11 protein-coding genes are annotated in these 20,114 nt (G+C 32.7%); 1 reads left to right on the forward strand and 10 read right to left on the reverse strand.

All coding sequences use genetic code 11. From position 1 onward, the window contains the following. Position 1 precedes the first annotated feature (1 nt). From ACU4C5_RS13230 to ACU4C5_RS13270, 9 genes are all read right to left on the reverse strand, one after another. Positions 2 to 2,500, reverse strand: a complete 2,499-nt coding sequence (locus tag ACU4C5_RS13230) for a heavy metal translocating P-type ATPase (RefSeq protein WP_446844686.1) — start codon at positions 2,498 to 2,500, stop codon at positions 2 to 4. Positions 2,501 to 2,576: 76 nt separating this feature from the next. Then, positions 2,577 to 3,134 carry a helix-turn-helix domain-containing protein gene (locus ACU4C5_RS13235; RefSeq protein ID WP_446844687.1) on the reverse strand — a complete coding sequence of 186 codons (558 nt, stop codon included), beginning with the start codon at positions 3,132 to 3,134 and terminating at the stop codon, positions 2,577 to 2,579. 2 nt (positions 3,135 to 3,136) lie between these two features. Next, positions 3,137 to 4,378: a TolC family protein gene (locus tag ACU4C5_RS13240; RefSeq protein ID WP_446844688.1), complete on the reverse strand. Its 1,242-nt coding sequence runs from the start codon at positions 4,376 to 4,378 to the stop codon at positions 3,137 to 3,139. 15 nt (positions 4,379 to 4,393) lie between these two features. Continuing rightward, complete coding sequence (locus ACU4C5_RS13245; RefSeq protein ID WP_446844689.1) at positions 4,394 to 8,272, reverse strand: efflux RND transporter permease subunit; 3,879 nt, start codon at positions 8,270 to 8,272, stop codon at positions 4,394 to 4,396. A 117-nt stretch (positions 8,273 to 8,389) separates the two neighbouring features. Next, positions 8,390 to 8,803, reverse strand: coding sequence for an HYC_CC_PP family protein (locus ACU4C5_RS13250; protein WP_446844690.1), 414 nt, complete (start codon positions 8,801 to 8,803; stop codon positions 8,390 to 8,392). 91 nt (positions 8,804 to 8,894) lie between these two features. Next, the gene (locus tag ACU4C5_RS13255) at positions 8,895 to 10,283 is read right to left on the reverse strand and encodes a TolC family protein (RefSeq protein ID WP_446844691.1); all 1,389 of its coding nucleotides are present in this window, start codon (positions 10,281 to 10,283) and stop codon (positions 8,895 to 8,897) included. Further along, the gene (locus ACU4C5_RS13260) at positions 10,283 to 11,641 is read right to left on the reverse strand and encodes an HlyD family secretion protein (RefSeq protein WP_446844692.1); all 1,359 of its coding nucleotides are present in this window, start codon (positions 11,639 to 11,641) and stop codon (positions 10,283 to 10,285) included. Before ACU4C5_RS13260 ends, ACU4C5_RS13255 begins: the two co-directional genes overlap by 1 nt. A gap of 3 nt (positions 11,642 to 11,644) precedes the next feature. Further along, positions 11,645 to 13,318 carry a peptidase domain-containing ABC transporter gene (locus ACU4C5_RS13265; protein ID WP_446844693.1) on the reverse strand — a complete coding sequence of 558 codons (1,674 nt, stop codon included), beginning with the start codon at positions 13,316 to 13,318 and terminating at the stop codon, positions 11,645 to 11,647. Beyond that, positions 13,308 to 13,991: a TetR/AcrR family transcriptional regulator gene (locus ACU4C5_RS13270; RefSeq protein WP_446844694.1), complete on the reverse strand. Its 684-nt coding sequence runs from the start codon at positions 13,989 to 13,991 to the stop codon at positions 13,308 to 13,310. The genes ACU4C5_RS13265 and ACU4C5_RS13270 overlap by 11 nt, the downstream gene beginning before the upstream one ends. A 234-nt stretch (positions 13,992 to 14,225) precedes the next feature. Between ACU4C5_RS13270 and ACU4C5_RS13275 the strand changes: the two genes are divergently transcribed. Continuing rightward, entirely contained in the window at positions 14,226 to 15,680 is a 1,455-nt protein-coding gene (locus tag ACU4C5_RS13275; RefSeq protein WP_446844695.1) for a DUF3360 family protein, read from the forward strand. A 719-nt stretch (positions 15,681 to 16,399) separates the two neighbouring features. Here ACU4C5_RS13275 and ACU4C5_RS13280 read toward each other — a convergent pair. After that, on the reverse strand, positions 16,400 to 19,930 hold the full coding sequence (locus tag ACU4C5_RS13280; RefSeq protein WP_446844696.1) for a prolyl oligopeptidase family serine peptidase: 3,531 nt from the start codon (positions 19,928 to 19,930) through the stop codon (positions 16,400 to 16,402). Positions 19,931 to 20,114: the final 184 nt, after the last annotated feature.

Below are 20,114 nucleotides of genomic sequence, written 5' to 3' on the forward strand. Positions count from 1 at the left end.
TTTATATTTTAACTCTTCTTAATCGCAATGCATTAGAAATTACTGTAACCGAACTAAAACTCATTGCCAAAGCAGCAATCATAGGAGATAACAAAATACCGAAAAAAGGAAACAAAATCCCTGCTGCAACTGGAATGCCTAATGTGTTATAAAACAGCGCGAAAAATAAGTTTTGTTTAATATTTTTCATAACAGCTTCACTTAAATGCTGCGCTTTTACAATACCATGTAAATCCCCTTTTACCAAAGTAATCATCGCACTTTCAATTGCTACATCTGTACCCGTTCCCATGGCAATACCAACATCACTTTTTGCCAATGCAGGTGCGTCATTAATTCCGTCTCCAGCCATTGCGACTACTTTTCCTTGCTCTTGTAATTTGGTTACTTCTTGCAATTTATTTTCTGGTAACATACTTGCTTTAAAATCGGCAAGATATAATTCGGTAGCCACAGCTTGTGCGGTATCATAATTATCACCTGTCAACATTATTACCGAAACTCCTCTATCTTGAAGTGCTTTTATTGCTTTTGCACTCGTTGCTTTAATTTTATCACCAATAACAACATAACCAACAACTTTTTTATCTACTGATAAAAAGGAAACTGTTTTCCCTTGTTTCTGATACGTTTTAGCTTCTTCTTCCATTTTAGGGGTGATTTCAGCATTTACATAATTCATCATTTTAGGATTTCCTAAAGCGACTTTTTTACCGTTTATTGTTGCTTCCACACCTTTTCCTGTAACAGCACTAAATTCTTCCGATTTTAAAACTTTCGTGTTTTGCTCTTTACCATATTTTACAGTGGCTTCGGCTAAAGGATGTTCACTATTACTATTTAACGACACAATGTATTGCAACACTTCTGCATCACTTAAAATAGCATTAAACGCAGCAGCTTTTTCTACAGTTGGTTTCCCTTCGGTAATCGTTCCGGTTTTATCAATAATTATAGTATCTACTTTAGCCATTCGTTCTAAAGCTTCTGCATTTTTAACCAAGACACCATTTTGTGCTCCTTTACCAACACCAACCATTATAGACATTGGCGTTGCTAAACCTAATGCACAAGGACACGCAATAATTAATACGGCAATGGCATTTACAAAAGCATATACATACACAGGTTCTGGTCCATAAATTGCCCAAACAGCAAATGTTATTAAAGAAATAAGCACCACAACAGGTACAAAATAACCAGAAACTTTGTCTGCTAAATTCTGAATTGGAGCGCGACTTCTACTTGCATCATTCACCATTTTAATAATTTGAGAGAGTAGGGTATCGCTACCAATTTTCTCTGCTTTCATTAAAAAAACTTGATTCCCATTAATAGTACCTCCACTTACTTTATCGCCTTTAGATCGGTCTACCGGAAGCGGTTCTCCAGAAATCATCGATTCATCAATCGTTGTATTTCCTTCAGTTATAATACCATCTACAGGAATTTTATCACCAGGTTTTACTTTTAAAATATCATGTAATTCAATTTTATCAATAGAAACTTCTACATCTTCTCCGTTTACTATTTTTATTGCTTTATTAGGTGCTAATTTTAAGAGTTCTTTTACAGCAGAATTGGTTTTTCCATGTGCACGCGCTTCTAATAATTGACCTAAAAGAACCAATGTTAAAATAACAGTTGCAGCTTCAAAATAAACATGTACAGCGCCTGATTCTGTTTTAAATTGAGCAGGAAAAACATCTGGAAAAAATAGCCCGAAAACAGAAAATAGCCAAGAAACACCTGCACCAATCCCTATAAGTGTAAACATATTTAGATTCCATGTTTTTATACTTCTATACGCACGCTCAAAGAACATCCAAGTGGCATAAAAAACCACAGGAATAGACAATGTAAACTGAATCCAATTCCAATGTTTTTGTTCCAAAATTGTATACAATGGATTGTTTGGAATCATTTCACTCATGGCAATTAAAAATATTGGCAAGGTAAAAGCGACTGCAATCCAAAACTTCTTTACAATCTTTTTATATGTTTTTTCTTCTGATGAAAGATCGGGTTTCATAGGCACTAAACCCATTCCGCAAATAGGGCAATCTCCAGCTTCATCTTTTACAACTTCAGGATGCATTGGGCAAGTCCAGTGTTCTGCGGTGTTAATAGATATGTTTTGCTCTTCTACTAAATCCATTCCACAGACAGGACAATCTCCCGCTTTGTCATACGTTTTATCGCCTTCACAATGCATCGGACAATAAAAGGTACCCGTTCCTTTTCCTTTCGGAAGTTCTTTTTTTACTTCTTTAATATGATGATGTTCTCCCAGTTTATGAATACTATATCGGCCACCATCATTTTTTAAGGCTTCTTGGAAGGTTTCTAATGAAATATGAGAATCCATTTCTATAATAGCTTCTGCTTTTTCTAAATTAACTGTAGCTTTAGAAACACCTTTAACTTTAGAAAGTGTTTCTTCTACGTGTCCACGACAACCGTTACAAGTCATTCCGTGTATGTGATATGTATGTTTCATTTTGTTAGTTCTTTATAATTTACAAACAAATGTATCGCTGTTTTAAAAAATAAGTTTTTCTAATTCTGATTATAATTTATACAATTTGGTCTAATTCTTTCCGATCCCAATCTTGTAATTTTCGATACTCAGACATAGACATTCCTGTTACAGATTTAAACTGTTTTGCTAAATGACTACTATTGTTATAATTGAGATTGTATGCTATTTCAGAAAAGTTTAATTGATTTAATTGTATGTATTCTTTTACTTTTTCAATTTTTAAATTGATGATATACTTTTCTAGCGTAATGCCTTCCGATTTACTAAAAAGCTTACTTATTGCCGAATCGTTTTTACCAATCTCTTTTGTGATTTTCGAAATAATAGGTTCTGAGTCATTTTCTGAAATACACTGAATTACAATCACTTTAATTTGTTCTACCAACACTTTAGATTCATCTTCAATCAACTCAAATCCCAGGTCTTTAAGAGCTGTTTTTATAGTATCATAATTGCTGTTTAAATTTTGTTTTACAACAACTTTTCCTAATTCTATCGATTCAATATCTAAACCATTACGTGTCAATAATTCTATAATTGTCGATTTGCATCTAGCACAAACCATATTTTTTATAATTAATGTTTGTCCCATTTTTATTGAATTAAATAGTGAATACTCGTTGTTTGAATATAATAATTATAAATGGCTTCAACTTGATTCATTTGAAACTTTAATTGTAGTTCTTGAATGTCTAAAACATCATTAAAATCGATCGTTCCAGTTTCGTAACTTCTAATTAAAATATCTTCCGCATCTTTTGCTTGTTGTAGATTCTTAACCTGTGTATTATAACTAATTCTTGCAGAAGACCGATCGTTTATTGCCTTATCTAAAAGCGTTTCTAAAGTATTGTAACGTTCTTGTTTTTGAGCTTCAATTTCTTGTTGTTGCAACTCGTTTTGTTTAGTTTTCGATTTATATTTTTTATTGAATATAGGAATAGATAACGATACGGTTGGCATAAAAATATCTTTTCCTTTTTCACTAAAAGTGATGTCGGGTCCTGCTTGAATATTAATATAATCGATCCCAAAACCAAATGATGGGTTACTTTCTTTCTGATTCAGAAATTCGGATTGTTCTACGGATTGAAATAGTTTGTCATATTTTAATAATTCAGGATGCAATCCTAAATTACTAGAAGTAATTTCAAAATCTTTAGAGGGCATTAGCAAAGCATCAATAACCTCAATTTGAATATCCTTTTCTCTATTCAACATATTATTAAAAACCGTCTGTTCTGATAAATATTGTTGCTCTAAAACCAGTCTTAATTGCTCTAATTCATTCTGACGCATTTGCAATTTAAAAACATCAACTGCAGAAGACTTACCAACTTCAATCGATTTTAAAGCCAACGTTTCATAGGTTTTAAGCAGTTTGCTATTTTCAATTAAAATAGCCCGTTTTGCTTTGTTTACGTATAATTTGTAATAAGACTGAGAAACGGAAACCATTAATTTTCGTTTAGCAATTACAATGTCTTCGTATTTAGTATCTGCCAAAGAACTTGCATAATTTTCGCGAGAAGTAATAGTTCCAAACCAAGGCAACATTTGTTTTGCCGATACTTTAAATCGTTGAGTTCCTGTTCTCGTTTCTGGTTCTAACACAAAATAACCTGCACTAAATTCTGTGTTTGGTAATGTGTTTACTTCATTTATCTTTTCTGTAGCAATACGATACTGCAACTCGAATTTCTGAATTTCAGGACTATTTTCTAAAGCTTCCTTAATATAGGGTTCTAGTTCTTGACTTTGAATATTTAGAACAAAGAATAAAGAACCAAGAAGCAAGATTACTTTCTGTACGATATGTTTATTATTTTTTTTCATGGTATCTTTTTTAGTCTATTTTCTAAGCTCTATTCTCTTCAATTTTATCTCTTCTCTCCAACTATACAAAACCGGAACAATAAAGTAAGACGTAATATCAATCACCATTCCTCCAAAAATTGGAATTGCCATCGGAATCATAATATCGCTTCCTTTTCCTGTGGATGTTAAAACGGGTAACAACGCTAAAATGGTAGTAACTGTCGTCATTAAACACGGACGAATTCGTTTTTTAGCAGCTTCTAACGCCGAAGCTCTAATACTCATTTTATTCGCAGGTTTTTCACGATCAAAAGTTTGTGTAAGATAGGTTGCCATTACAACACCGTCATCTGTTGCAATTCCGAATAAGGCAATAAAACCAACCCAAACAGCCACACTTAAATTTATGGTTTTCATGTTAAAAAGGTCTCGCATATTCTCTCCAAAGAAACTAAAATTAAAAAACCAATCTTGACCATATAACCAAATCATAATAAAACCACCAGCAAATGCAACCGCAATTCCGGTAAATACCATTAATGAAGTTGTGATCGATTTAAACTGAAAATACAAGATTAAAAAGATGATAGCCAACGCCAAAGGAACTACAACAGCCAATGTTTTTTCTGCACGTAATTGATTTTCATACGTTCCTGTGAACTTATAACTGATTCCTTTAGGAACAATTAATTCTCCTGAATCTATTTTTTGTTGAAATAAGGCTTGCGCATTTTCTACCACCGCTACTTCTGCAAAACCGTCAATTTTATCAAACAAAACATAACCGACTAAAAAAGTGTCTTCACTTTTTATTACCTGCGGACCTTGCTCATAACGAATTGTTGCCAATTCACTTAAAGGCACAGGACTCCCCTTTTCTACAGGAATATAAATGTCTTTAATGTCTTCTGGATTGCCACGTAATTCTCTTGGGTAACGTACACGAACTCCATATCGTTCTCGGCCTTCCACAGTTTGCGTTAATTCCATTCCGCCAATAGCAACTTTTAGCACACTCTGTACATCTTCTATAGAAATTCCATATCGTGCTATTTTTTCTCTATCAATATCAATCAATAAATACGGTTTACCCACAATTCTATCGGCAAAAACAGCTTCTACTTTAACACCTTCCGCTTGTTTTAAGAGACTTTCTAGTTCTAGTCCAAAAGCTTCAATTTGTTTTAAATCTTGCCCTTTTACTTTAATTCCCATAGGTGCTCGCATCCCTGTTTGAAGCATCACTAAACGGGTTTCTATAGGTTGTAATTTAGGTGCAGATGTAACGCCTGGTAATTTGGTGACTTTTATGATTTCTTTCCAAATATCATCTGGATTCTTAATTTCTGGTCGCCAGTTGCGGTAAAACTCACCATCGTTGTCTTCGATAAGTTGGTTTGCTTTAATTGATGTGCCTGAAGTAACAAAACGTTTTGCGTTATTATTATTATTATGGTCTATATGAGATTCCTCGTCGCTCGTATCTCGCTCTGTCGGAATGACATTCGTTTTCAATTCAAACAAACCATCAGCATTTACTTTATAACGTTGTCTTTTTCCTTCGGAATTACGCATGTATTCGGTTTTGTATTGAATCATGTTTTCGTACATCGACAAAGGTGCAGGATCTAAAGCAGATTCTGTTCTACCAGCTTTTCCTACAACCGTTTCAATTTCTGGAATGGTAGCAACTGCCATATCTAATTGCTGCAACACACGTTTGTTTTCTTCAACTCCTGAATGCGGAAGGGAAGTTGGCATCAGTAGAAAAGATCCTTCATTTAAAGAAGGCATAAATTCTTTTCCGGTGTTGCTCATAATCCAAAATCCAGAAACAAGAACTGTAATTGGAACCATTAAAAACAACATTTTATTCGCTAAAGCCCATTGTAAAATTTGTCCGTAATATTTTCTAAAAATAGAAAACAGTCCTAAAATTCCGAAGCAAATAATAGCAACAAAAACCAAGTTGATTAAAATACTACGATTAAAACCTAAAGGTCTCCAATATTCAGCCAATAAAAATACAATAGCTACCGAAGAAATAATAATATTTACAAGGTTTTTTGAAAGTGAAAAATGAAAAGTGAAAAATGAAAAGTTTATTTCAGTTTTATTAAAATATAAACTCCATAAAGATAAAATACCGAAAGCAATTAAAATAGCTCCTAACCAAAACCCGCTGATAATAATTACAAGTCCGGCAAGAATTAAAACACCACTTACAATGTATTTAAATGATTTTTTTAGCGTTGTTTTACGGAATAAGAAAGCTGCTAAAGGCGGAATTATAAACAAAGCAATTACTAAAGAAGCAGATAATGCCATCGTTTTTGTAAAAGCCAAAGGTCTAAACAGTTTTCCTTCTGCACCCACCATCGTGAATACAGGAACAAAACTAATAATAGTTGTTAAAACGGCTGTTAATATGGCTCCGGAAACTTCCGCGGTAGCGTTGTAAATAATTTCGTTTATGGAAAGTTTGTTATTTTGATGAGATTCCTCGTCGCTCGTACCTCGCTCTGTCGGAATGACATTCTCATTATTCACTTTTAACTTTTCACTCTTCACTTTCTCCTCATCAAGATGGCGAATCATATTTTCGGCAAGTATAACGCCAACATCTACCATGGTTCCTATGGCAATTGCAATACCAGAAAGTGCCACAATATTTGCATCTACATTAAATAGTTTCATCGCCACAAACACCATTAAAATAGCTACAGGTAACAAACCAGAAATTAAAATAGAAGCTCTTAAATTAAAAACCATTATAATAATTACCAAAATGGTAATTAAAATCTCTAAAGTTAATGCCTCCGTAAGTGTGTCTAAGGTTTCTACAATTAAGTCAGAACGATCATAAAAAGGAACCACTGTTAGTTGAGATGTTCGTCCGTCTGCTAATACCTTCGTTGGCAAACCACCTTTTAGTTCCGTTATTTTTTCTTTTACATTTGTAATTACTTCCATAGGATTTGCTCCATATCTAGCAACTACAACACCACCAACAACTTCTGCGCCTTCTTTATCTAATAATCCACGTCGTGCTGCAGGACCTAAAGAAACTTTACCAATGTCTTTAATTTTAATGGCCGTAAAATCTTTAGAAGTTACCACTGCATTTTCAATATCTTCTACCGATTTTATATATCCTAAACCACGTACTAAATACTCTGCTTGATTGATTTCTAAGGTTTGAGCACCAATATCTTGATTGCTACTTTTTACAGCCTTAACAACTTCACTTAAACCAATATTGTATTGACGCATCAATTCTGGATTAACATCTACCTGATATTCCTGAACATAACCACCAATAGAAGCTACTTCTGAAACGCCACTTGCAGAAGACAACGCGTACTTTACATAGTAATCTTGTATGCTTCGTAATTCTTGTAAATCCCATCCACCAGTAACATTTCCGTCTTTATCTCTACCCTCTAGAGTATACCAATAAATCTGACCTAATCCTGTAGCATCTGGTCCTAAAGCAGGATTAACACCTTCTGGTAATAATCCGCTTGGTAGTGAATTTAATTTTTCTAAAATTCGACTTCGACTCCAATAAAACTCGATGTCTTCTTCAAAAATGATATAAATACTAGAGAAGCCAAACATAGAAGAACTACGAATAGTTTTTACTCCAGGAATACCAAGTAGGGAAGTAGTTAAAGGGTAAGTTATTTGGTCTTCGATATCTTGTGGTGAACGACCATCCCACTTTGTGAATACAATTTGTTGATTTTCACCAATATCTGGTATGGCATCTACAGCCACAGGATCACTTGGTAAAAAACCAGTATTCCAATTAAAAGGTGCGTTTACAGTTCCCCATCCTACAAAAAGGACAAGTAATAAAACGGCTACGATTTTATTCTCTATTAAGAATTTGATGCTTCTATTTAGCATGAATTTTGAATATTAAACAGTTAGAAAGTGACGTTATCTTAAATAAGAAAACACCGAATACAGCAATTTATCCTAATGAAATAAATCACTGGATAATACAGTCTATTGTTTAAAAAATCAGATTAAATAGGTCTCGTCTAACTTAAAGATTTGCTTTTGGACGAGTGGTGGTTCATATGCTTCGTATGTAGATGTATTATCATCAAAATCTCCAAAAAGATTGATATAAGTATAAACGAATGACGCAATGAATACTTGTTGCTCAAAAGAAATTTTGTCGACTGTTAATTGTAGTTCATCCTGCCCATTAACCACGGATTGTTCTTCATTACAACAACTCTTTTTAGTAATTGAGCAACCTTCTGTATAAGGTTTTTGCATTTTCATACCACAACCTTTCGCTTTTTGAAAAATTGCAGTTTCTACTAAAGCACCTCCACAATAATGCATGTTTAATGTGAATGACATTGTAGAGAATAACACTACAAAAGCCATTACTAAAGACATTATTTTATGAGATATTTGTTTCATAATTAAATACAAAAGTAAATAAATTTGAGTAATCTTAATCGTAAGACTTTGTTAATTTACAAATAATATCTATACAACTCACGAGGTAAAACTACAACTCGTTTAAGGTTTTTAAAAGACTAGATTTACTCATAAAAACCTGGTATTCGGCATCAATACGCTTTAATTCACTTTCTATAAGTTTTACCCCGCGATAATTCACTAAGAACAATGAGCTTTCACCAAGGCTAAATTTACGTTCCTCGCTTGTTACTAATTGTTTGTAATTACCTACTAGCTCAATTAACAGCTGATATTGTGTACTGTAAGAGTCTATTTCCTCAAGAGCTGATTGTATTTTATTTTTCAACTGTACTTTGGTTGTTGAAATATCAAACTCTAAATCTTGTAGTTTCAATTTTGCTAATTTTAAATCGGCACGTTCTTTTCTTAAAAATAATGGCAATACAACTTGTAATCCGCTTTTATAATTTGCAGTACTAAATGTGTTTATAGCTTTATATTCCGAAGAAATAAAATTATACTGTAAGTTTACTGTTGGCAGAAGGTTATTTGTTTTTAAACGCTTATCAACTTCTAAAATAGATTTTTTAAGTTCTAGTTCTTGCAACTTCGGATGATCTTCAATGCGCAAATCATCACTATTTAAAATAGAACTATTAAGAATTGTATCAATACGTAAAATTGTCTCGGTATCTGGTGCCATTTTAGCATCCAACTCTAAAGGTAAATTATCATCTAACCATAAGTAATTAGATAATTTATAAGATGCCTTTACATAAGAAATACGTGCTTTTTCTAAATCTAATTGTCTGCTGTTTAAGTTTATTCTTGCTTCAAGCGTATCAACAGCTGGTTTATCACCTGCAAAAAAGCTTGTCTTTACATTACCTAAACGTACTTCGGCGTTAGCCACATAATCTTTATAAACTAATTGTGCTTCGTAATTTTTTAACCAATCAAAATACACGCTAATAGCTTCATAGAGTATATCATTAACCAATAGTTTCTGTTTAGCTTCGGCTTGTTTAATGTATAGTTTTGCTTGTTTTAAAGTTGCCATTCGCTCATTAATTAACAGTTCTTTTGCTAATGATAATGACACTCCCGCACTATAAAGTCCGTCTTCAGGTGTATTATATTCCGGATTTAAATAGGTGCCGTCAGAATTCTCATAACTCGCTTTTAACTCTACACCATACCAAGTAGGAATTTTAAAAGCAGTATTTAATTTATCGTAATATTCGGTCCCTTTAAATTTCTTTCTATTATAATCTACTTCTAATTTAGGATCAAAAGCACCTCTAGCTTTAAGGCGTTTAATTTCACCTTCACTACTAATTAATTGAGCTTGTTTTACAATAGGATGGTAGCTTTTTACATAGCCCAAATACTCTTGTAAAGTTAAAATAGTATCTGTGCTTTGTGCGTTAACACATACACTTTGACAGAAGATTATAAAACAGAGAATTTTTTTCATTAAGCCTTGGTTTTTGAAGTGTCTTTTGCTGCAGCATTTGGTTTGTAAAAGTTAGGAGGGAAGCTATTAATTTGTCGCCATAACTCATACCAAATTGGCACATTTTCTAATAAAGCAATGGTTTTTGCTCCCGAACCTACTCGAATAGCTTCTGGCCATGCCTCTTGAGTTTCGTCTGGTTTTATTAGCACACGATACATCCCGTTAGGACTAATAAAATTCTCCACAGCAACAATTTTTGCAGCATAAGTTCCGTACGATACATTAGGCCATCCGCTAAACACTAATGCTGGCCAACCATCAAACTCCACACGTACAATTTCACCTTTATGAATTAATGGTAAATCTATAGGTTTGATATACATTTCAACAGCAACCTCATAGTTTGCAGGCATAATTCCTACCAATTGTTCGCCTTCTTTAAAGGTTTCTCCAATTCCAGATTTAATAGTTTTATTAATGTAACCATCTTGAGGCGCAGTAACGTACAATAATTCGTTACGCCTTTTATAATTTGCAAGACTGTTTTCTAATTTTGAAACTTCCGCTTCGGTATTATAACCGCTAGATTGTGCGGTATATAAATTACTTTGTGCTTTAGCTAATTTATCAGCATAAGTTGCGCGAAGTGTAGAAATCATAATTTCACTATTAATCACCTCGTTTTTAGTACTTAAGAATTTATTTTGCTGAGAAATTAATTTAGCATTAGCTTCTTGTAATTTAACACGTTGATTTTCAACATCTTTAACCGCTTTTAAACCTTCAGTTTGTAATGTTAATGTACGCTCGTATTGGGTGTTTGAAATTTCAGATTTAATGCGAATAGCTTCCAAGTCAATACTATCGCTTATTACTTTTAAACGTGCTTGAAGTAGTTTATTTTTAGCATGTTCTAACTTTAAACCACGCTCATTGGTTAAAGCTGAAATTTGATTATTTAAGGCGCTAACTTTGTTTTTATAAGCTTCAACAGAGGATGATTTTGCTGTAATCTGATTATCAGTCCTTTCAGCTAAACGCAAATCAAAATACTCACTTTTAACTTCAGAAATACGAATAATAGTATCGCCTTTTTTTACAAAATCACCTTCTTGCACAAACCATTCTTCAATACGTCCTGGTATTTGAGATTGAAGCGTTTGCGGACGCTGATTAGGTTTTAGCGTGGTTACACTACCTTGACTCGTGATATTTTGTGTCCACGGTAAGAATAAAATCAAGAATAAAATGATTGCAAATCCTAATAAGAATTTCTTAAATCGTTTGTGATATTCTCGTGTAAAAATATATTTTCCTGATTTAAAGCTCGTTAAATCAATATATTCTGAAACTTTATTATTTGAAATATTTAACATCGCTTATCGTTTATTATAAATATTAGAAACAGCCCCTTTATTCAATACAATATGTGTGTTGCAATTGGCTTTCCACATATCATTATTACTAACAACAATTAAACTCCAAGGTTGTGAAGGTTGTGACACATAATCCATAATTTCTTTGGCTTCATCTCTATGGAATTGCTCTAACGGATCTTCTAAAATTAATACTTTTGGTTGCTTTACAAGTGCTCTAGCTAATATTAGTTTTTTAGCAATGGTTTCTGCTATCTGTTTCCCTTCTGGTTTTAAAATAGTATTCAATCCTTGTGGTTGTTGCTTTAAAAAAGTGGTTAGACCGATTTGAGTGAATGTCTCATAAATATCTTCATCTGTAATAGAGGGGTTATTAAAAATAACGTTCTCTCGTATAGTACCTTCAAAAGGCGTCTCTTCGGAAAGTGCTAATCCTAAATGTGCACGATATTTGTTAATAAATAAACTTTCAATAGAAAGATCATTCACATAAATATATCCTGAAGTAGGCGTAATAACCCCTGAAATAAGCTGTAATAAACTCGTTTTACCGGCACCATTTTCACCTTGAATTAACACACGATCTTTAGGTTTTATAACTAAAGATATATCATCAATAATCGTTTTATTCTGACCTTCAATTTCATAGAAAACGTTCTGTAGTTCTATATTTAAACTTGCTGTCTTTTTAATTACTTCTCCTTTTTGATCTTCAAGAGGCTTATCTATAATTTGACCTAATTTTTCTATAGAAGTCAATACATCGTAAAACGATTCTAATCCTAAAATTAGTTTTTCAACAGAATTGATAATTAAGATAATAATGATTTCGGCAGCAACAAACTGACCAATATTCATACGTTGATCTAGTACTAAAAAACCACCAATTAATAATAAACCGAGTGTAACTAATACTTTAAAGCTAATCAATTGAATAAACTGCAACATTAAAATCTTAAAGTGATTCTCTCTAGATTCTAAATATTCGGCTACTAAATCGTCATTCTTTTGCATTGCTAAACTCGTGTTTCCAGATAGTTTAAAGCTAATCACAGCTCTAGATATTTCTTGTAACCAATGGGCTACTTTGTATTTGTTTTTAGACTCTTTTAAACTAGATTCTAGTCCGTATTTTGCTGTGTATTTAAAAACAATGTATATCAATAACATTAATAATACTCCAAAAACAATAAAAAATGGATGGTAAAAAGAGAGTAGGATAAGGGCAAAAATAATTTGTAATAATGCCGATGGCACATCTATTAAAATTTTAGAAAGTCCTTTTTGAATGATTAAGGTGTCAAAAAAACGATTAGCCAACTCTGGAAGGTAATAATTACGCATTTCACTCATTTTTATTTTCGGAAAACGGTAACTTAATTCCAAAGATGCTCTAGTAAAAATACGCTGTTGTATGGTTTCAATGATACGCATTTGCATCAACTTTAGCATACCTGCAAAAGCAACTCCTGCTACAACTAAAGCAATTAACACAATCCATGACGCCGAAATTTGAGCCCCTTGCAGCAAGTTGATAATTGCTTGAATTCCCAAGGGTAATGACAACGCAACGACACCTTCAAAAACCGCATAATAACCAATTTGAAGAATATCTTTTCGCTCTAATTTTAACAAACCTAAAAAGCGTCTCCATGGGGTTAAAGTATTATTTTCCATAATGTAATGTTTTAAAAACTAAATCCTTAAAGTAACCTGTTGGCGTTAATGCCGTGTCATTGCAATTCGTAATAGAAGTGAAGTGCATAATCGCAAACTGCTGATACAAAGAGTTTTCTACGATAGTGCTAGATAAATTAAGCGGGAATTTATATTCCGTATTATAGCTAGATATAATATCTGACAAGCGATGAATCACTCTTTTATAAGGTAAAAAAAAACCCTCTTTATTACCTGCATCCACATCTTTAGTAAGGTAAGATTTAGAATTTTCATTAATGATTATTATATTTAAAAGTACTTCATTAATATGACTATAATTACTGTCTTGCTTAGTAGTTCGTGTGACTACCTCAATTGCTTTTTCTAGCTTTTCCGTCAATTGTACTATACTATACGTCTCTACGATCAGCTGATACTCAATCCAACTCCAATACCAAGCACTCAAATACACCAACAATTTATGTTTACTCTCAAAATAGCGATATATAGAACTTTCGTTAGAACTGATAAGCTGTCCTAATTTTTTAAAGTTAAAGTTTTCAAACCCCACGTCATGAATCAGTACAATACTATGTTCAATAATTTTACGCCCTAAAGCGGAAGATTCTGGATCTTTTAGATAAATTCCCTTAGGAACTTCTATTTTAATATTAGAAAGTAGTTTATCCATACATCATTATATTTAATGCAAATATAATAGTATTACTATTGATATTGTTAGTCAAATCTTACCTGAAAAAGAATTATTTCTAATCTGATAATATTTAACTATCATTTTTATCGAAATCATAAAAAAATGTAAGTAAGTTCTTATTTTAATAAATATATCAGCATAAATAGTTAACTATGGAACTTTAATTTAACATTCCGTAAAAAAAGGGCAAGTATACTAACAACCACCATTATGAAGAAAAAGAGAGCAAATTCTTACAAAGACCAGCGCAAGAAGTCTAAAGAATTTGAAAAAAGAGAAGATTATTTAAATCATGAACTATTAATAATGAATCTTCGTAGATGGAAAATTCATTTACCATTTAGAGATTATAATATAGAATTTGAAGACTTAGTACCTGCATTAGCCGCAACTATTGGAAAAGTAGTCATGGTAACTGCAATGGTAGCCGCTTTTGCTGCTCAATACGGACTAACGCCAGAATTTGTTGCAGAAAACGTACGTTATGAATTGCTTATTGCTGGAGGTCTTTTTCTAGTTATATTTTCGGCAATTTTAAACCCTCGTGCTAATTTAGCAGGAACACACGGACCAATGATTCCCTTAATTCCTATTATTGCCTTAGCGGGAGGACACCCGCTTGCTTTAGGAATACTAATTGGAGTATTTGGATTAATTTTAAGTATCACCAAAGGAGGTTCAAAATTAATGAACCTAACAGGAGTAGGGGTGCGTGGTGGTTTACTAATATATTTAGGAGCCATGGGATTAGTATCTCAAATAACAAAATTTGAAACTTGGGCCGAATTAAGCAACAAAAGCACCGTATCTTTTGTAGTTATTGGAATTACCATTCTACTTTATGCCGTATTAGCAAGACTTAAAAAACGTTGGTTAGCAATTCCGTTATGTTCAACTATAGCAGGAGTTGTTGCATTTGCAATGGGTGTTGATTTTCAATTTTCAACAGCCCCAGGATTACCACATTTTGATCCAACATGGTGGTGGGGAGAAACTACAGGTTGGCAATTAGGTTGGCCAGATGCCGCACAGTTTGTAGCCGTTATTCCTTTTGCAATTTTAGCAGTAGCTATGTGGTCTCCAGATTTCTTAGGACACCGTGTATTTCAAGAAATGAATTATCCAGAAAAAGCTAAAAAAGTATTAATGGATGTTGATGATACTATGACGGTATCGTCTATTAGACAGATAGTTGGTGTGCTTTTAGGAGGTGGAAATATTGCATCGTCTTGGGGAACTTATATGATTCCTGCAGCTATTGCAAAAAGACCAATTCCTGGTGGTGCAATACTAACAGCTATTTTATGTATTCTAGCAGCTGTATTTGGATATCCAATGGATTTAGCAATGTGGGAACCTGTATTAAGAGTTGCTTTAATTGTAGGTGTATTTTTACCTTTATTAGAAGCTGGAATGCAAATGGTAAAAAAAGAAAGCGACTCGTTAAGTGCTGGAACATGTATTTTTGCTTGTGCGTTTGTAAACCCCGTATTTGGATGGGCATTAACTATGTTATTAGATAATATGGGATTAATTGGAGATCGTGAACGTGCTAAGAGCTTAACACTTAAAGAACGTTTAATTATCCCAGGTGTTATGTTTATTGTTTGTGCAGTATCATTAGCATTAGCTGGACAATTACCAGGAATTCCAAAAATATTATAATCTGATAAATTATATATTGTAGCCGTTATAAAACGATTATATATCAAACAGGACAAAATCTTTACTAAAAAGAATTTGTCCTGTTTTTTTATGCTTAAATCTGATAGAGTGCTCATCGCTGAGAATCGCGTATTTCAAATTTAATGAGCTATATTACAGAATATTAAAAATACAAACCTCATGTATTTAGAAGTGTTTTCCGTTAGTTTACCCGAAGTGTAGCTTTAACCTATACAAATACAAATAACAATCAACTGAATCAATAAAAGTAGCGTTGTAACGTATGTAATTAAGGTTTATAAAACACCAATATATGATACTGAATATCGCTAAAAAGAGTAGTATTTGTAATTTTGATAATTTCTATTTGACATAATATAAATTATAGGATAATTATTAAATAGTTTACAATAGTCGTTTTTTAGTATTTGAAAGTCTTTTTAACAGATATCTTGTTAATGGATAATTAACTGAAAGCATTATTAAATAGATAAAATCGGTTAAACTGAAACTCATTTAGATGGTTTAGATTTTTCTTGACGCTTTATAAAACTTGAATCATTAAATAATCGTGGTCAAACAAATGAATAATCTACATTTGATATGTAGTCTGATTTAGAAAAACACAATTTACATTATAAAAATTCGTAAAAAACCAGTTCATTATAACAATTGCATAAAATAAAATTCTATGCAATTGTTATGATTTCAACTCACTATTAATCTTGTTTTAATTCCTCAACCTTAGTATTTTCATACAAGTCATAAATTAAACTTAACATATACGCACTATCTCTATAACCGGCAAAACGTCCCGAACCACCGCCATGACCGTTAGAGAAATCGGTTTTTAATAATAGTAAATTATCATCGGTTTTTGTAGCTCTTAATTTAGCTACCATTTTTGCAGGTTCCCAATACCCTACTCGCGTATCATTTAATCCTGTAGTGAACAGTAAATTAGGATAGTTTTGCGCTTTTACATTATCATAAGGACTGTAAGATTTAATATACTGATACTCTTTTTTGTTTTTTGGATTTCCCCATTCATCAAACTCTCCAACAGTTAATGGTAAGTTTTCATCTAACATGGTGTTTATCACATCTACAAAAGGCACATTTAAAATAACGGTATTAAACAACTCTGGACGTTCATTAATGATCGCTCCCATTAATAAACCTCCTGCGCTTCCGCCTTCGGCAGTAATACTTCCTTTTGCAGCATAGTTTTCGGCAATTAAATATTCCGCGCAAGCGATAAAATCTGAGAATGTATGCTTTTTATTAAAGAGTTTTCCGTCGTTATACCATTCGTTTCCTAAATCGTCTCCACCTCTTACGTGAGCAATAGCGTACACATAACCAGAATTCACCAAATGATGTACAGTTGCGCCACCTGGAATACCTTGACCCGAACCATAAGCGCCATAAGACGTTAAATATACTCTGTGATTGGTCCCTTTATTATTTCGCCATTTCTTTCTGATAAGTGTTAAGGGGATTTGTTTACCATCTTTAGCGGTAACCCATTTACGCTCCACCACATATTTGTTATACGGATGCGTAATTGGTTTGCTATGCTGCTTTACCAAACGTTTCTTTTTGGTTTCCATATGATATTTAAACGTTGTTGTAGGTCTCTCAAAAGAACTATAACTGAACTGTAAACTATCGGTTGCAAAATCTGGATTATAGCCAATACCAATATTATAAAAATCTTCTTTTAGCTTTATAAAATGACTTTTTTGAGTGGTTTGATTTATAATTTTAATTCGTGATTGGGCATTTTCTTTTTCAGAAATCACAAAATAATTATCAAATACCTGAAAGCTTTCTAGCAATACGCCTTCTTGGTGTGGTATAACTTCTTCCCACTTTGCGTCTTGTACATTATTAACAGGAATTTTAACCACTTTATAGTTAAGCGCCTCTTTGTTGGTGATGATATAGAACTCATCTTTATAATGAGATACGCCGTATAAATGATTGTCTTCGCGAGGAATGACTACCTTGAATTCCCCTGTTGGATTATTGGTTTTTAAATACCAATTTTCTGAAGTTGTGCTGCTTCCTGTAGTTAAAAATATGTACGCCTTAGATTTAGACTTATAAATACCTACGTTAAAACTCGGGTCTTTTTCTTCGTAGATCATCACATCTGTTTTAGTATTGGTACCTAAAACATGTCGCATTACTTTTGATGTACGATAGGTTTGTTTTTCTACATTAGTGTATAAAAATGTCTTATTATCTAACCAAACCATGCTACTAATTCTGTTAATAGAATCGGTTAAAAACGTATTGTCACTAAGGTTTTTAATTTTTAATACATAGGCGTCTGTTCCTGTGGTGTTTTCAGAAATCGTAATAAGATTATTATCCGGACTCACCGATCCCACGCTTGCAGTATAGTAACTTTTGTTTTTTGCTAACTCATTAACATTGAGTAATTCTGTTGGAATAGTGTCTTTTTTAACCCCTTTTCTGTAATAAATAGGATGTTCATCATCTTCGGTATATGTGCTGTAATACATATATCCGTTCTTTTTAACCGGTAACGAACTTTTGTTTTTATCTATGTGTCTCACCAAGTCTTTATAGATAACACGCTGTGCTTTTTTAAGAGGAATGTTATAATTATCGGCATATTTATTTTCTTCACGCAGATAATCCATTACGGGTTTATTATGTTTTGGTGCTTTGGTGTCTTTTAACCACGCATAATTATCGGTATAGGTTTCCCCATGAATTTTAAAACTAGACGGTTCAATTTTTGCTATTGGCGCAGGCATTGAATCGTTACGGATATGTTTATCTCTAAACTGAGCTTCAAGAGTTTTCTCAAACTCCATATCTTTTCTGATTTGAGAATCAATAGCTGTTAGTGGATTTTTAGAGGTGTAATTGTTCCAGAATTCTGCATCATACTCTAAAGGAAATTCATAAAGATGATTAGATATTGTATTGGCAAAATTATCATCATCAGAGAGCTTTTTAGTATTCTTAGTGTTAATTGATTGGGTTTTAAACTCTGAAATTGCAGAATAATAGGTGGTTGTTTCGCTAATGCTATCTTTATAAATAAACTCGTCTTCATGTCGCATACTATCAATGTAATAGCGCGTGCCTTTTTTCTTAAATCTTACATTTAATTTGTAGTCAAAATGTTTTATTTCATTAAATGTATATCCGCAGAAGTATTCTTTTAACTCATTTGGCACTGCACATTCATACCCCATAATAGCTAAATCGTCTTGGTTAATGTAAATTTTACCTTTCAACAATTTATGCTTGTTCGCTTTAATCCATCGTTTTACGTTGTTATTTTCAGGATTTGTTAGTTCATCTAATTCTGCTTTGGTGGTTTTGGTTTTAAACTCTAAAACATATACCCAATCCCCTTTTTCGTTTAGATCTTCTGAAACCGTATAATCAAAATCACGTGTTGCTTTTTTTCCTAGAAAACTTTCTTGATATTTCACTCTATTTCTTGAGAACAATCCTAACGGACCACCTTCAATATTAGCATGAAAATCTCTTTGACTTAAACTACTACTTGCCCGAGAGTTAATAATATCTACCTGTTCTGTTTTTAAGGTTTTAAAATGAAAATGAATACGGTGCAGCGAATTAGAATCGAAATTAAAAGTACCGCTACTCATTGAGAAATCATAAGGACTTTGGTAATGTTTCCATTTGTACTTTTTCTTAATATAAGGCGCTTCGTAATAATCGCAAACCGCGTCTGTGTACTTAATATATACGCCATTTTCTTTCATTGATTCTCTGTAATACCCAGAAATTAGAGATGAAGAATTATTATAATTTGAAGGCCTATTTTTTATAACTTTTCGTAGTAGTGATTTTGCTTTTGGGAGTTTCTTAGGTTTTTCTACGACCACTTCATCTAGAGAGACGACTTCGGAAGCTAAAGTGATTGTTTTTCCGTTTTTCGACCTAAAATCTGCTACTGATAATTGCAGACTTTCAAACCCTAAATAGCTAATTGTAATTGTATAGGTGTCATATACTTTTGGGATAGTGATTTTAAATTTACCATCACCTTCTGTTACGGTTCCTAAAGACGTTTTATCAATTTTTAAATAGGCAAACGGCAAAGGTTTTCCATTATCTTTATCTATAACTGTTCCTGTAATGGTTAGTTTTGAAAGTACATTAGCCGCATTGTCTTGTGCTTTTGCAACGGCAACTAAAAGTAACGCTACATATAAAAGTAGTTTTGTTTTCATAAGCGATTTAAAAAAGAATGTTTACTGGTATAAAAGCAAACTTAACTTATAAATGGTATGCGCTTCTAAAAATAAACATAAAATAATCTTAAAACTTATCCTACTACAAAACAAGTACTTAAATCTTATTTGGGTTTTATTTACTATTAAAAAACAGATTTAAACCAGGGGGTATATTGATTAT

Source organism: Lacinutrix undariae, assembly GCF_052934785.1.

Bases quoted from the DNA above. Each gene is read 5' to 3' on its own strand.
- ACU4C5_RS13230 (WP_446844686.1), bottom strand. From the start codon at position 2,500: ATGAAACATACATATCACATACACGGAATGACTTGTAACGGTTGTCGT.
- ACU4C5_RS13235 (WP_446844687.1), bottom strand. From the start codon at position 3,134: ATGGGACAAACATTAATTATAAAAAATATGGTTTGTGCTAGATGCAAA.
- ACU4C5_RS13240 (WP_446844688.1), bottom strand. From the start codon at position 4,378: ATGAAAAAAAATAATAAACATATCGTACAGAAAGTAATCTTGCTTCTT.
- ACU4C5_RS13245 (WP_446844689.1), bottom strand. From the start codon at position 8,272: ATGCTAAATAGAAGCATCAAATTCTTAATAGAGAATAAAATCGTAGCC.
- ACU4C5_RS13250 (WP_446844690.1), bottom strand. From the start codon at position 8,803: ATGAAACAAATATCTCATAAAATAATGTCTTTAGTAATGGCTTTTGTA.
- ACU4C5_RS13255 (WP_446844691.1), bottom strand. From the start codon at position 10,283: ATGAAAAAAATTCTCTGTTTTATAATCTTCTGTCAAAGTGTATGTGTT.
- ACU4C5_RS13260 (WP_446844692.1), bottom strand. From the start codon at position 11,641: ATGTTAAATATTTCAAATAATAAAGTTTCAGAATATATTGATTTAACG.
- ACU4C5_RS13265 (WP_446844693.1), bottom strand. From the start codon at position 13,318: ATGGAAAATAATACTTTAACCCCATGGAGACGCTTTTTAGGTTTGTTA.
- ACU4C5_RS13270 (WP_446844694.1), bottom strand. From the start codon at position 13,991: ATGGATAAACTACTTTCTAATATTAAAATAGAAGTTCCTAAGGGAATT.
- ACU4C5_RS13275 (WP_446844695.1), top strand. From the start codon at position 14,226: ATGAAGAAAAAGAGAGCAAATTCTTACAAAGACCAGCGCAAGAAGTCT.
- ACU4C5_RS13280 (WP_446844696.1), bottom strand. From the start codon at position 19,930: ATGAAAACAAAACTACTTTTATATGTAGCGTTACTTTTAGTTGCCGTT.